The organism is Pseudomonas sp. ICMP 561, from assembly GCF_002699985.1.
Lineage (GTDB): Bacteria > Pseudomonadota > Gammaproteobacteria > Pseudomonadales > Pseudomonadaceae > Aquipseudomonas > Aquipseudomonas quasicaspiana.
The window spans coordinates 343,520-357,876 of record NZ_LKBT01000023.1 but is presented as its reverse complement, the minus strand read 5'-3'; the positions used below and the strand labels follow the sequence as shown (position 1 = coordinate 357,876).

Sequence of the window (14,357 nt, the reverse complement as noted above, 5' to 3'; positions counted from 1 at the left end):
TAGATGTGACTGATAGCTGTTCGCATATCCATGCGCATCTCATAGGGAACAACCTGAATGGCAAAGCACCACACTCCTGGGCGTAAAACCGGCATGCAATGGCGACTTGGCGCCCACGGCGCGGTACTTGCCTGCACGCTGCTGGTTGGAGCCATTCAGGCACATGCGGCACAAGGTAATGCTGCTGGCAGCTCCGTCGACAAGCTGTCACTGAATATTCCCGCTCAGCAGTTACGCCAGGCTTTGTTAGTGTTCAGCCAGCAAACCGGGCAAAACGTGCTGCTGGATGGCGACCTTGATGCGAGTCTGCGCAGTAATGCGGTGGTAGGTTCGTACTCGGCGGAAGAAGGCCTGGCCGGGTTGCTGCAAGGCAGCGGCTACAGCTTTTCCCGCACAGACGCGATGACGGTCTATCTGGTGCCGGTCGCCCAGGCGAAGATCACCAACGCAATGAACCTGCCCGCCACGCAGATTCAATACCGCATCACCCCGGACAGCATCCAGAGTTTCGGCTATCAGGGTAAACCCGTCTCCAGCACTACCCGCTTGGGCCTGAGCGACAGGGAGACTCCGCAAGCGGTGACTGTCGTCACTCGCGAGCAAATGGACGATTTCCAACTCAACAGTGTGAAAGAAGCCCTGCGCAGCGCGCCCTCGGTCACCGTCGAACAGTTCGAGACTGATCGCACGGCCTTCACCTCGCGCGGCTTCACCATCGATAACTTCGAATACGATGGCATGGGCATGCCGTTTTCTGGCGGTGTGCTGCTCGGTGATCAGGACATGACCGAGTTCGAACAAATCGACGTGCTGCATGGCGCCAACGGACTCATGAGTGGTGCAGGCAACCCGTCGGCTACCGTCAATTTCGTTCGCAAGCGGCCTACCGATACATTCCAGGCGAAAGTCGATGCCAGTGCCGGTTCTTGGGACAACCGTCGACTGGGCCTGGATGTTTCCGGCCCGCTAACGGACAGCGGTAACGTGCGCGGACGATTCATCACGGCACACGACAAAGGCAACTCCTACCTCGACCGCTATAGCCATGAAGTCAACGTGGCAGCAGGCCTGCTGGCTTTTGATCTGTCCGACGCCGACACGTTGACCGTGGGGTTCTCCCAGCAAGACAGCTACTCAAACGGCAGCACATGGGGCGCCCTGCCCATTGCCGACTTCGCAGGCAATCGTATTCACTACAGCAGCCGCAGCTCCAGCGTTGGCCAGGACTGGACCTATTGGAACATCCACACCAAACGTGCCTTCGCCGAGCTGACCCACGACTTCGATAACGGCTGGGCCAGCAAGATCACCCTGACCGGAGTCAGTCAGCATCAGGACACCAAGATGCTGTACGCCATACCGGCAGCCACTGACATTTCTGCCTACGTCAACCGGACCACCAGCACTGAACATCAGGTCATTGGAGAGGCTCAGTTGTCCGGGCCTTTCAGCCTGTTGGGGCGCGAGCACCAACTGACCGTAGGCGCCAATTACGGCCGCACCCATCACAAGGAGCGCGGCCACTACCTGGACGCTTCCGGCTTCATCAAAACCAGCCTTGAGGACGCGCTGGACGGGAACGTTGTGCAACCGCCTTTTAACTTCACTAATGACCTCAATACCCAACTCTTCACTGATACCCAGAAAAGCCTGTTCGCCGGCGCGCGCTTCAGCGTTGCCGATGACCTGCACTGGATCGCCGGCGCACGCATGCTCAGTGCTGACGGTGATGGCCTGGGCTATGGCTCGCCACACAATACCCGCGTACACGGCAAGGTGACGCCTTACACCGGTCTGGTCTATGACCTCACCCCTCAGTGGAGTCTGTACACCAGCTGGACCGAGATCTTCAAACCTCAGTACTCCCTCAGTGTGAGTGGCGGAGTGCTGCAGCCACTTGAAGGCAAAAGCACTGAAGTTGGCGTGAAGGGCCGTCTGCTCGACGAGCGGCTGACGGTAACGGCTGCCGTGTTCAAGACCGACCAACAAAACGTCGCTGAGTACGCCGGAATACAAGGCAGTCAATTTGTGTACCGAGGCGCCGACTTCAAAAGCCGCGGCGTGGAACTGGAAGCCTCCGGTGAAGCATTGCCCGGTCTGGAACTGACGGGCGGTTATACCTTCGTGCGAATCGAAGACGCCAATGGCGACGAGGCGCGCAAGTACATCCCCACTCATACCGTGCGCGGCAGCTTGACCTACCGCCTGCCAGCCCTGCCTCAGGCCAGGGTCGGGACTCGCATCCAGTGGCAAAGCGGGACTGAAGTCGACACCAACAGCAACGTTCGGCAAGACGCCTACGCGCTGGTCGACCTGATGGCCAGCTATGACTTCGATGATCACTGGAGCACGTCGTTGAACATGAACAACGTCACCGATCAGAAATACCTGTTGTCGCTGTATCAGGCTGCTGGCTCAACCAACTACGGCGCACCGCGCAACCTGACGGCGTCGGTGACCTGGAAGTATTGAGCTGACGTTGACTATTTGAGAATCGCGGCTGTCGCGAAGCAAACACAGATTTGTAGGAGCTGCCGAAGGCTGCGATAGCGGTGCGTCAGGAGTATCGCCATCGCAGCCTTCGGCAGCTCCTACAGGAGTTTGCAAGATATGGCCCCGAAGCGATCTCTCACCTCGGGGCACTGGACTCAACGATTACGCGTCACTCTCCAGACAGTGTTGGCAAGATCGTCGGCGATGATCAGCGCACCTTTCGGGTCCACCGTCACACCCACCGGACGACCGCGGGTTTTCCCGTCCGCGCCGCGGAAGCCAGTCGCAAAATCAACCGGCTCACCCGCAGGGCTGCCATTGTTGAACGGTACGAAGATCACCTTGTAGCCCACCGGATTCGGACGGTTCCAGCTGCCGTGCTCGCCGACAAAAACACCGTTGGCGAACTTGTCACCCATGGCAGGGATGGAAAAATCTACGCCGAGCGCCGCAACGTGCGAGCCGAGGCTGTAATCCGGTTTGATCGCCGAGGCGACCTTTTCAGGATTCTGCGGTTGCGCACGCGGGTCGACGTTCTGGCCCCAATAGCTGTAAGGCCAGCCGTAGAAACCGCCCTCCTTCACCGACGTCAGATAATCCGGCACCAGATCAGGCCCCAGTTCGTCACGCTCGTTGACCACCGTCCACAACTTCCCGGTTTCAGGCTGAATGGTCAGTGCCGTCGGGTTACGCAGGCCTGTTGCATAAGGCTTGTGCGCCCCGGTCTCAGCATCGATCTGCCAGACCATGGCACGGTCGATCTCGACCTCCATACCGCGCTCAGTGACGTTGCTGTTCGAACCGATCCCGACATACAGGTAACGGCCATCCGGGCTAATCGTCAGCGCCTTGGTCCAGTGGTGGTTGATCTGCGAAGGCAGGTCGGTGAGCTTGGTGGGAGCACCGCTGGCTTTGGTCTGCCCGTCCTGATAATCGAAACTTACCAATGCGTCCTGATTGGCGACATAGAGCTTGCCGTTAGCAAAGGCCAGGCCATAAGGCGCGTTGAGATCTTCAGCGAAAAGCGTCTTCAACTCGTAATTGCCGTCGCCATCAGCATCACGCAGCAAGGTCAGACGGTTGCCGCCTTTGACTTGGGTGTTGCCCTTGGCCTTGATCACACTGGCAATCACGTCCTTGGGTTTGAGCTTGGCCGCGCTGCCGCCACGTCCTTCTGCAACCAGAATATCGCCGTTGGGCAGGACCAGCGTCTGACGCGGAATCCTCAGGTCAGTCGCAATCGCGGTGATGCTGAAGCCCTCGGGAACAGTGGGCTTTTGATCACCCCAGGCCACCGGCTCGGCAATCTTCATGCTCGGCAGGAGCGTGCGTTGCGGTTCCGGCAGCTTTGGATCAGGACCGCGTGCCTGGGTGCTTTCGCCATCGCCACCACAGGCGCTCAAAAACAACGACATGCTCAAAACGGTCAATGCGCCTGAATGCTTCATTCCGCACCTCCCGAACGCAGATTGGTAAGCCCGGTCCACGCCGCAACAACGGACAGCAGCGTTACGACTACAGATAAAATCAGCCCTGTCGGCATCATCGCCCAAGCGTCCTTCGCATGCTCGAACGCGTTGATCAGGCCCAGCGCCCACGTAACCAGAAGGAGCAGGAAATAAGCGACCGGACGGCCTGCCTTGTGGTCTGCACGGATCAGATTGACCAGTGCAAACAACAACGCCAAGCCACAGAAAAGCAGCCCTCCGGCAATCAGCCAGGAGGCAAAGTTGGCCCACTGAATCTGGTAGGTCTGGGCGTAAGCGATGTCACTCAGCAAAGCACCGAGAAACAGCGGGACGGTACCGGCAAGCAAGATCGCGTGTAGCGGGCTAGGTGTAGTCCGGTAAAGGGGGTGAGTAGTAACGGTCACGGCGGCTCCTTATCGTTGAGCGACCCTGAGCAATACTCAGCGCAAATGCACTGGCAGACAGGGTCGCGCTGACTGCGCAAAGAAAATGATCGTTGTGCCGACGCGTTAGTTCAGTGCATTTCATGTCGAAATATTTTGAAAAAGAGTCTGAAAATAGATTCTCTTACTCGTCCATAGGCTGAGGGCGTCGTCCTTCAAGCCGGGTTTAAACTCCAAGGAATCATTCAGTGGTGAACGCCCGCATGACATCAAAACCAGACAGAAGCGCCCAGAACCTCATTAACGCGCGCACGTTGATTGGCCGGAAAGTGCCAGGGATTTTGCATGATCAATATTATTTCAATGGCGAAAAATGTCTGATCGGTAAAGGGTCGATCGAGTGGCAACTCGGCGAGCACGGTTACCTGTCAATGTATCTGCTGAGTAACGGTGAAAGCGTGGGTGCGGATTTGCTCCCGCTTGAACCGCCCATCTCCTTCGACCTTGAATCTGGAGACACCTGCTCGTGGCTTAGAGAGGACTTACTTCAGGATCTTGAGGCCTCTCATCTGGTCAATATTGCCGTTGAAGACGTCATCGGAATGGTTGATACATGGCCAAATCAGAAAGGACACTTGGTGGGTTTCAAGATCCTTTTCGAGACCGGAGACTTCATCATTTTCCTTAATCAAGGTGACGAGGAAGCCGTTCTGCTGAACGAGCTACCTCCTGAGTCAGACGGGATAACCACAACCTGGGTGTCCCGTATTGAGTAACGCTTGGGGGCTCACTCTACAAACAGTGGAACCTGATCTGAAATCAATCCGGTGAATCGCGAGCATGCCTATACTCGGGCGCCCTAAACACTCACTCACGTCATGAAACAGTTGGGTAGATCCGGACAATGGCTTTATTACTCGATAGAGAATTCGCCGAACAAGAGCTGGCAGAAAGAAACGAGCTTGATCTGAGGAATATCTCAGCCAAAGTATGGCCTGTCATTCTGTCCAGGTGCATCGCGACTGAGTTACGCCTTTACAACATTAAACTGCCCACACTCGACGGGATCGAGACGCTTGTCAGAACGCGCCAGTTACGGTTGGAATGGGCGACTAAAATTGAATCGCTTGAACCTGTTTTCAGGTTGAAAGGTTTGACGCACCTGACAATTGGAGACTTCCCAAAACTGCGTCGACTGGACGGGCTTGAAACCTTGAGCGAGCTCACCGAACTGCACCTGTCCGGAAATGTGGGTGGAGGATCGGCGCCGCTGCGCCTTGACTCAATCGAGTCGGTATCGCGTATTCCCAATCTCAACAGGCTTTCCATAGCAAATATGAAGCTCGAGACCGACGATATCTCCAGCCTTGCTCGCTGCTCGAACCTTCGGTATTTGAGCCTGACAAATCAGTTCCAGCGGACGCAGATCGCCTTCCTTGCAGGCAAGTTAAACGCGCAGCTCGCAGAACCGCTGACTGCGCACGTAAAAACGCATCTGCGTTGCGTCAAGTGTGATGCATTCACCTCGATGTTCACCGGGCGCAGAATGCCTTTCCTCTGCCCCGTTTGTGATGCGCCACGGTTTGAAAAACTGACTCAGCAATTCGAACAGATGGTGGTCGACGCATCATCTGCTGAATAACCAGTCGGCATCCTCTTAACAGATCTACCGCTATCGCGAGCAAGCTCACTCCTACAGGGTTCATGTGTGCTTCACGGACACCGGGCGCACTCTCACCAAAAAAACTATCTGGTTTGGAATGCTTTTATCTGTAGGAGCGCGCTTGCCCGCGATGCGGTCTTTCAGTCAATAAATATATCGGCTGTGCTGACGCTATCGCGGGCAAGCTCCTACAGGTCCCCGTTTGCTGCGCGGTTTCAGGGACCGGCAACGGCGAGCAGCGACAACTTAATCACGCGTCATGCCCTCGTCGACTTTCGCCTTCGGCCTGACCTTTTCCACCATCCCCATGACCAGCACAAAGAACACCGGGACAAAAACCACCGCCAGGGTTGCCGTCAGCATGCCGCCGATTACGCCGGTGCCGATGGCTTGCTGGCTGGCCGAACTCGCACCTGAAGCAAAGACCAATGGCACCACGCCGAGTATGAAGGCCAGCGAGGTCATGATGATCGGTCGTAGCCGCAGGCGCGCAGCCTGAATGCTCGCCTCGACCCGGTCCATGCCCTGATCATGCAGGCTCTTGGCAAACTCGATGATCAGGATGGCGTTCTTCGCCGACAGACCAATAATGGTGATCAGCCCCACTTTGAAAAACACATCGTTAGGCATGCCACGCAATGTCACCGCCAGCACCGCACCGATGATCCCCAGCGGTACGACCAACAGCACCGCAGCCGGGATCGCCCAGCTTTCATAGAGCGCTGCCAGACACAGAAACACCACCAGCATCGACAGGCCGAGCAACAGCGGAGCCTGACCACCCGAGATACGCTCCTGCAACGACAAGCCGGTCCATTGCAGAGCAAAACCGGATGGCAGCCCCGAAGCAAGACGCTCCATTTCTTCCATGGCTTCACCGGTGCTATGACCCGGCGACGGTTCACCGGACAGGCTCACCGAGGGATAACCGTTGTAGCGATTGAGCTGCGCCGGTCCCTTGCTCCAGTTGACCTTGGCGAAGGCTGACACCGGGACCATACGACCCTGACTGTTTTTGACTTCCAGCTTCAGCAGGTCATCCACCTGCTGCCTGCGATCACCTTCACTTTGCACAATCACTTGCTGCATACGCCCCTGATTCGGAAAGTCATTCACGTAAGCAGAACCCAACGACGTCGACAGCACGTTTGCGATGTCGGCAAATGAAATGCCCATGGCATTGGCTTGCTGACGGTCCACCTCGATGTTGACCTGAGGAGTTTCCGCCAACGAGGCTTCGCGCACGTTCTGCAGAATCGGACTTTTACTGATCCTGCCCAGCAGATCGTCACGCGCCTGCCGCAATGCGTCGTAACCCTGTGAGCCGCGATCCTGCAAGCGCACTTCAAACCCACCTGACGTGCCCAGACCTTCTACCGGCGGCGGCAAAAGGCTAAATACCATGGCGTCCTTGAGGCCAAAAAACACAGCGCTGGCACGGTCGGCGATGGATTGCGCAGAATCCTGTGCTGTCCGTTCCGACCAATCCTTCAAGGTGGTAAACGCCAGCGCTGCGTTCTGCCCGCTCCCGGAAAAGCTGAAGCCGAGAATCATCACCGTATTGGCGATACCGGGTTCCTGTGCGTTATGCGCTTCGATCTGTTTGGCGATTTCGATGGTGCGGTTCTGGCTGGCGCCCGGCGGCAGCTGAATATCCGTGATGGTGTAGCCCTGATCCTCAACCGGCAGGAACGAGGATGGAAGACGGGTGAACAGCACGCCCATGACGCCAACCAACACCACGAACACCAGCATGTAACGGCCCAACTGGCGCACGGCCTTGCTCACCCAGCTTTCATAACCGTCGCTGAGACGATCAAAACGTCGGTTGAACCAGCCAAAAAAGCCTTTCTTCTCGTGATGTGAATCAGCAGGAATAGGCTTGAGTAATGTCGCGCACAACGCCGGTGTCAGGCTAAGGGCCAGGAACGCCGAGAACACAATGGCGACGGCCATGGAGATTGAGAACTGTTGATAGATCACGCCGACCGAGCCGGGCATGAAGGCCATGGGAATAAACACCGCGGTCAGCACCAGTGTGATGCCGATGATCGCGCTGCTGATTTCGGTCATGGCCTTGCGCGTAGCCTCTTTGGGCGATAAGCCTTCTTGCACCATCAACCGCTCGACGTTCTCCACCACCACAATCGCATCATCCACCAGAATGCCGATGGCCAACACCATGCCGAACAGCGTCAGTACGTTGATGGAAAAACCAACCACATACATCACGGCAAATGTGCCCATCAACGCCACGGGCACCACAAGGGCCGGAATCAGCGTATAGCGAATGTTCTGCAGGAACAGAAACATCACGATGAACACCAGCACCATGGCCTCCACCAGGGTGTAGATGACTTTGGTGATCGATACTTTGACGAAGGGCGATGTGTCGTAAGGAATGTCGTATTTCACCCCGGCCGGGAAGTACCGCGACAGCTCATCCAGTTTCTCCCGGACCTGGGTCGCAGTACTCATGGCGTTGCCCGCAGGCGCCAATTGCACCCCCACCGCGACTGATGCCTTACCGTCGAGGCGGGTCGCGAAGTTGTAATTCTGGCCACCGACTTCAACCCGCGCCACGTCGCCGACCGTTACGTTGGAGCCGTTGGGGTTGGCTTTGAGCACAATCGAAGCGAACTCCTGCGGCGAACTCAGTTGCCCTTTAACCATGACCGTCGCCGTCAGCTCCTGATCGGATGACGACGGCAAGTCGCCGATGCTCCCGGCTGAGACCTGTACGTTTTGCTCGGATATAGCGAGGCTGACATCAGCCGCTGTCAGGTTGAACGCCACGAGCTTCTGCGGATCGATCCAGATCCGCATCGCGCGCTCGGAGCCAAACAACTGCGCCTTGCCCACACCATCAAGACGCTTGAGTTCGTTGACCACATTACGGGTCAGATAGTCACTCAGGGCAATTTCATCCAGACGCCCGTCCATGGAGGTCAGTGTCGCGATCATCAGAAAGCCCGCTGACGTTTCCTCGATCTGCAAGCCTTGCTGAGTGACGGCACGAGGCAGGCGAGGTTCAACCACTTTCAACCGGTTCTGCACATCGACCTTGGCCAGCTCGGGATCGGTGCCCGGCTGGAAAGTCACGGTCATGGTGGCCGTGTTCTGGCTGCTGCTGGAACTGAAATAGAGCAGGTGATTAACACCGTTCAGTTCCTGCTCGATCAGGCTGACCACACTTTCATCGATGGTCTGGGCGGACGCGCCGGGATACGTGGCCGTCAGTTCTATTTGCGGCGGCGCGACACTGGGGTATTGAGCGACGGGCAGGTTAGGTATCGCCAACAGACCCGCGAGCACGATAAATAACGCGATGACCCAGGCAAATACTGGCCGATCAATAAAAAACTGTGGCATTACTTATGCTCCTGAGCAGAGGCTGGCGCACCCTGTTCTTCAGCAGTCACTGCCGCTCCAGGCTGAACATGCTGCAAGCCCGACACCACCACCCGGTCTCCCGCACTGAGGCCGGTTTTCACGATCCAGCGGTTGTTTTGCACATCACCCAGTTCGACGGCGCGTTCCTGAGCCTTGCCTTCCGCGTCGACGACCAGGACCAATGCTTTGCCGGCCGCGTCGCGCTGCACTGCGCGCTGGGCAACAGTAATACCCTGCTCAACGCGGGCCTGATCCAGCTTTACCCGGATGAAACTGCCCGGCAACAGCTCGCTTTGCGGGTTGGGAAACTCGCTGCGCAGCACGATCTGGCCGGTACTTTGATCAACGGTCAGGTCGGAGAACAGCAACTTGCCTTTGATGGGGTAAGGGCTGCCATCTTCCTGGATCAGCGTCGCGGTGATCTGGCCCTGTTCCAGTTGCTGCAAATGACCCTGACGCAACGAACTGCGCAGCTCGCTGATCTGGCGGGTGGACTGATTGATGTCGGCATAAATGGGCTGCAATTGCTGAATGGTTGCCAGCGGGGTCGCATCGCCCTGCCCCACCAGCGCGCCTTCTGTGACCAGTGCCTTGCTGATACGCCCGGATATCGGCGCGGTAACGGTTGCATAGCCCAGGCTCAAGCGTGAACGTTTAAGCGCCGCCCGGCTTGAAGCCACGTCCGCATCGGCCTGCAGAAAGCTGGCCCGGGCGTTTTCCGACTCCTGACGGCTCACGGCGTTGATCTTCACCAACTCGGCGTAACGCTCTGCCTGCAAGCGGGTTTGATACTGGTTGGCCTCTGCCTTGCGAAGAGCGGCCTCAGCGCTGTCGACATCCGCCTGAAACGGCGCAGGATCAATGCGAAACAGGATATCGCCCTGTTTGACGTCAGTGCCCTCGCGATAAACCCGCTGCAGCACGATACCTGCTACTCGCGCACGAACCTCGGCGGTGCGCGGCGAAACCAGACGTCCATTCAACTCTGTGGTGATGGTCAGGGGCTGAGTCTTGACGGTCTCGACGCTGACTTGCGGCGGTGGCATCTGCTGCTGGGCCGGTGGCTCACCACAGCCGGTCAGCGCAACAAGACCGGCACACAACAGCAAACGGCGTGGATCGAGACGAAAAAAAGACGGCATGATGGCGTTCCCCTGAAGATAACGCCATGCTAAAGACGCGCGCCAGGGCGCATGTAAACAAGTGTTGGAAAGATGTGAAGAAGTGTTAAGGCTTCGTACCAATACGGCATGCCGTGGTTATGCTGCTCACTTTGCGAAACGGCCCGAAGAATGACCAGGATAATGCTTGTCGAGGATGACGCGGCGCTGTCTGAGCTGATTGCCAGCTACCTGCAGCGCTTCGAATACAACGTGGCGGTGATCAACCGTGGCGACCGCGCGCTCGAAAGCATGCATCGGCTGAACCCGGACCTGGTCATTCTCGACCTGATGCTGCCTGGGCTGGACGGCTTGCATGTATGCAGGCAATTGCGCGACGAAAAACCCGGCTTGCCCATTCTCATGCTCACCGCCCGCGACCAAAGCGACGATCAGATACTCGGCCTTGAAACCGGTGCCGATGATTACGTTGCCAAGCCCTGTGAGCCGCGGGTGCTATTGGCCCGGATTCGCACCCTGTTGCGACGCAGCACACCCGCCGTCACACCTCGTGAAAACAGCCAGCAAATCGTGCTCGGCCAATTGCTCATCGACCAGACTGAACGTCAGGTGCAATGGCGCAAGCAAGACGTGGAATTATCGTCAGGTGAATACAACTTGCTCCTGGTACTAGCTCGTCACGTAGGTGAAGTCCTGAGCCGGGATCAGTTGATCCAGCAACTGCGCGGCATCGAGTTCAACGGGGTCGACCGATCGGTGGATGTGGCGATTTCCAAACTGCGGCGCAAATTTGAAGATGCTCCGGGCGAACCGCGCAAGATCAAAACCGTCTGGGGCAAAGGTTACTTGTTGAGCCGTTCCGAATGGGATGAGTAACCCGTTCACCGCCCTGTCCTCCTTCTGACCTTCACAGTTGATCAATCGCCATGTTCAAGATGCTCGCCCGGCTTTACCTGATCATGCTGGTGACGTACGGCGTAGCGCTGTATACCGTGCCAGAACTGGTACTGAAACTGTTTGATGAGCGCACCGTCACCTACAACCAGCAGCAGATCAAAGGCACGCTGCGGCTGATTCAGGTGCGTTTCATGCACACACCGCAAGACCAGTGGCCCGCGCTCGAGCGCGAGTTGCATGAAGACTTTGCCCCTCTGCAGCTCAGGGTCATCCCGCTGACTGATGCGAGCCTGAACGACAGCGAGCGCGCCGACCTCGTGCAAGGCAAGAACGCCGTGCGCAGAGGCTATTACGGCGAATGGGGCACGGCCTTGACGCTGTTGCCCGGTGATAAGGTCATCAAGCTGGTATCTCCGGATCCCCCGGTCGATATCAACATCATCTACTGGCTGATGAATATTCTGGTGGGTGCGGCACTGCTGGGCTGCATGTTGATATGGGTGCGACCACACTGGCGCGACCTGCAACGTCTCAAGCGCACCGCGATGATGCTGGGCAAGGGTAACCTCGCTGAACGCACGCAAATATCACCGCGCTCGAACATCGGCGACCTGGCCCAGGTGTTCGACAAAATGGCTCAGGACATCGAAGGCCTGCTCAATCAGCAGCAAGAGCTACTGAATGCCGTCTCCCATGAACTGCGCACGCCCTTATCGAGGCTGGAATTCGGCATGGCACTGGTCATGGCCGACCCACTGGAGCCGCCGACAAAGCTGCGGCTTGAACAAATGATCGGCCATGTACGGGAACTGGACTCGTTGATTGACGAGCTGCTCTCGTACACTCGCCTGCAATCGCCCTATCAACTTCCGGATCTGCAAGAGGTGCCCGTGCAGGCGTATCTGGACAGCGTTCTGGGCGGGTTTATCGACGAGCAGGAAAGCCGGAACTTCAGCCTGATTCTGCAATTTGAAACTACGCCCGAACGGTTCGTACTCGACCCGCGCCTCACCGCACGCGCACTCCAGAACCTGATCAACAATGCAATTCGATACTGTGAAAAGCAGGTCAAAGTGAGTGCACGCAGGCATCCTGAAAACGGCTTGGTGTTCAGCGTCGAGGACGACGGCATCGGTATCCCCGCCCACGAACAGGAACGCATCTTCGAGCCGTTTTACCGAATGGACAGAAGCCGTGATCGCGACACGGGCGGGTTCGGGTTGGGGCTGGCAATCAGTCGACGCGCCATTGAATGCCAGAGCGGGAATATTACGGTGGGCTCGTCAACGCTGGGTGGCGCCAGGTTTGAGATATTTTTGCCGTTTGCCAAGGCCGGATGACCGCTATTGGCAATAGCGGACATCACAGGCACCCAGCTACAACGGCGGACGCTGCAAACCGACCCATTCCTGCACACTCGGCCGTTGCCATTGGCGCTGGGCATATTCCACCAGTGCTGGCGGCACTGAGTCGCCATTGAGTATCAGCCGATTCAGCATCACGGCCAGATCCACATCGGCGATTGACCACTCGCCAAACAAGTACTCTGGGCTGTCGGCAAGCAGTGCTTGTGCTGCGCTGAACAGCTTGCGTGTTGCGGACTCGGCATCCGGCGATAACGGGCCGGCCTTGACGCCATAGAACACAACCAGCGTGGAGCGCTCCTGACGAATGGGCATCAAGTCACTGCGAATCCATGCCTGAACCTGCCGCGCTTTTGCACGCTGCCTGGGATTTTTTGGATAACCGGAGACTCGGGGAAAACCTCTTCCAGATACTCGGTGATCGCTGACGACTCGGACAGTCCAAAGTTGCCATGTACCAGTGTTGGTACCCGTTGCGTTAGCGAAAGGCTGGCGTAATCAGCTGACTGATTTTCAGACGCCTCCAGATCCACAGGAATCAGTTCGAATTCGATGCCCTTTTCGCGCAGTACTACGAAAGCCGACATGGCGTAGGGGCTGGTCAATTGCGAGTCAACATACAAACGCAGGTTATTCACGGGTTCATCTCCTTATGCAGAAGACGACACGCTACGAGGTTCATGGAGATAAATAAAATTCATGATTTTCATGGGCGTATTCCAATGGGGAATAAAGACAGACGCGCTTGCCTGTTCCCGTTTCGCCAAGAACAATAACGCGCCTGAACACTCATGAATAAGGACATTTCCTTGAACAAAAAACAACGAGATGACCTCAGCAAGTTCCTCAGCTATGTGCTGCGCCACGGCCCTGAATCCATCGCGCTCACGCTGGATCGCGACGGCTGGGCAGACATTGGAAAGCTGATAGAAAACGCCGGACAGCGCGGTCACACGTTTGATCACCCGATGCTGCTCGAGGTGGTGAATACCAATGAAAAGAAGCGTTTCACGGTCTCCGAAGACGGCCAGCGTATAAGAGCTGCGCAAGGTCACAGCACCGCACTTGTTCAGCTACAACTTGACGAAAAGGTGCCGCCCGCCGTGCTTTATCACGGCACCGCCGAGCGTTTCATGGCGTCCATCGAGGCGCAAGGACTGATCCCTGGCAGCAGACACCATGTTCATCTGTCGGAACATCAAGAAACTGCCGTCGAGGTAGGCAAGCGGTATGGAAAACCTGTACTGCTTACCGTAGACACCCAAGCCATGAGAAATGCAGGCATGCAGTTTTTTCAGGCTGACAATGGCGTGTGGTTGGTGGAGTCCGTACCGGTTGAGTTTCTGAGCAGAACTTCGGTTGAGTGTTGGCTGCGGTGATTCAGGTCTATCGTCTCGCGAACAAGTTCGCTCCTACCAATTGGCGCTGAGTCAGGTAGGAGGCAACTTGTTGGCGAGAAGGCTTGATGCGGTCTTTCAGATATACCGTCTCGCGAACAAGTTCGCTCCTACCGATTGGCGCCGAGTCAGGTAGGAGGCAACTTGTTGGCGAGAGGGCTTGATGCGGTCTTTCAG

At 57.0% G+C, this 14,357-nt stretch carries 10 protein-coding genes and 1 pseudogene; 6 read left to right on the top strand and 5 right to left on the bottom strand.

Going from position 1 to position 14,357, the window contains the following annotated elements:
• Positions 1-57 precede the first annotated feature (57 nt).
• A complete protein-coding gene (locus AO242_RS17995; RefSeq protein WP_257153459.1) occupies positions 58-2,472 on the top strand; it encodes a TonB-dependent siderophore receptor in 2,415 nt (804 codons plus the stop codon).
• Positions 2,473-2,648: 176 nt separating this feature from the next.
• Here AO242_RS17995 and AO242_RS17990 read toward each other — a convergent pair whose 3' ends face one another.
• Both AO242_RS17990 and AO242_RS17985 read right to left on the bottom strand, forming a co-directional pair.
• Complete coding sequence (locus tag AO242_RS17990; RefSeq protein ID WP_099269785.1) at positions 2,649-3,941, bottom strand: PQQ-dependent sugar dehydrogenase; 1,293 nt, start codon at positions 3,939-3,941, stop codon at positions 2,649-2,651.
• Positions 3,938-4,366: a DUF2231 domain-containing protein gene (locus tag AO242_RS17985; protein ID WP_027899270.1), complete on the bottom strand. Its 429-nt coding sequence runs from the start codon at positions 4,364-4,366 to the stop codon at positions 3,938-3,940. Before AO242_RS17985 ends, AO242_RS17990 begins: the two co-directional genes overlap by 4 nt.
• A 227-nt stretch (positions 4,367-4,593) precedes the next feature.
• Here AO242_RS17985 and AO242_RS17980 point away from each other — a divergent pair, with 227 nt between their 5' ends.
• Together AO242_RS17980 and AO242_RS17975 are read left to right on the top strand one after the other, a co-directional pair.
• The gene (locus AO242_RS17980; protein WP_257153458.1) at positions 4,594-5,121 is read left to right on the top strand and encodes a hypothetical protein; all 528 of its coding nucleotides are present in this window, start codon (positions 4,594-4,596) and stop codon (positions 5,119-5,121) included.
• A 128-nt stretch (positions 5,122-5,249) separates the two neighbouring features.
• Positions 5,250-5,987 carry a leucine-rich repeat domain-containing protein gene (locus tag AO242_RS17975; RefSeq protein ID WP_099269784.1) on the top strand — a complete coding sequence of 246 codons (738 nt, stop codon included), beginning with the start codon at positions 5,250-5,252 and terminating at the stop codon, positions 5,985-5,987.
• 267 nt (positions 5,988-6,254) lie between these two features.
• On the opposite strand, the gene AO242_RS17970 is transcribed toward AO242_RS17975, so the two are convergent.
• Positions 6,255-9,380, bottom strand: a complete 3,126-nt coding sequence (locus tag AO242_RS17970; protein WP_099269783.1) for an efflux RND transporter permease subunit — start codon at positions 9,378-9,380, stop codon at positions 6,255-6,257.
• Positions 9,380-10,543, bottom strand: a complete 1,164-nt coding sequence (locus tag AO242_RS17965) for an efflux RND transporter periplasmic adaptor subunit (protein ID WP_099269782.1) — start codon at positions 10,541-10,543, stop codon at positions 9,380-9,382. The genes AO242_RS17970 and AO242_RS17965 overlap by 1 nt, the downstream gene beginning before the upstream one ends.
• Positions 10,544-10,693: 150 nt before the next feature.
• Between AO242_RS17965 and AO242_RS17960 the strand changes: the two genes are divergently transcribed.
• Positions 10,694-11,398: a response regulator gene (locus AO242_RS17960; RefSeq protein ID WP_099269781.1), complete on the top strand. Its 705-nt coding sequence runs from the start codon at positions 10,694-10,696 to the stop codon at positions 11,396-11,398.
• A 50-nt stretch (positions 11,399-11,448) separates the two neighbouring features.
• Positions 11,449-12,759 carry an ATP-binding protein gene (locus AO242_RS17955; RefSeq protein ID WP_099269780.1) on the top strand — a complete coding sequence of 437 codons (1,311 nt, stop codon included), beginning with the start codon at positions 11,449-11,451 and terminating at the stop codon, positions 12,757-12,759.
• Between the two features lie 36 nt (positions 12,760-12,795).
• On the opposite strand, the pseudogene yfcF reads toward AO242_RS17955, so the two are convergent.
• A pseudogene (gene yfcF / locus AO242_RS17950) lies at positions 12,796-13,370 on the bottom strand (glutathione transferase).
• A 222-nt stretch (positions 13,371-13,592) separates the two neighbouring features.
• Between yfcF and AO242_RS17945 the strand changes: the two are divergent.
• On the top strand, positions 13,593-14,162 hold the full coding sequence (locus AO242_RS17945; protein ID WP_218927845.1) for an RNA 2'-phosphotransferase: 570 nt from the start codon (positions 13,593-13,595) through the stop codon (positions 14,160-14,162).
• Positions 14,163-14,357: the final 195 nt, after the last annotated feature.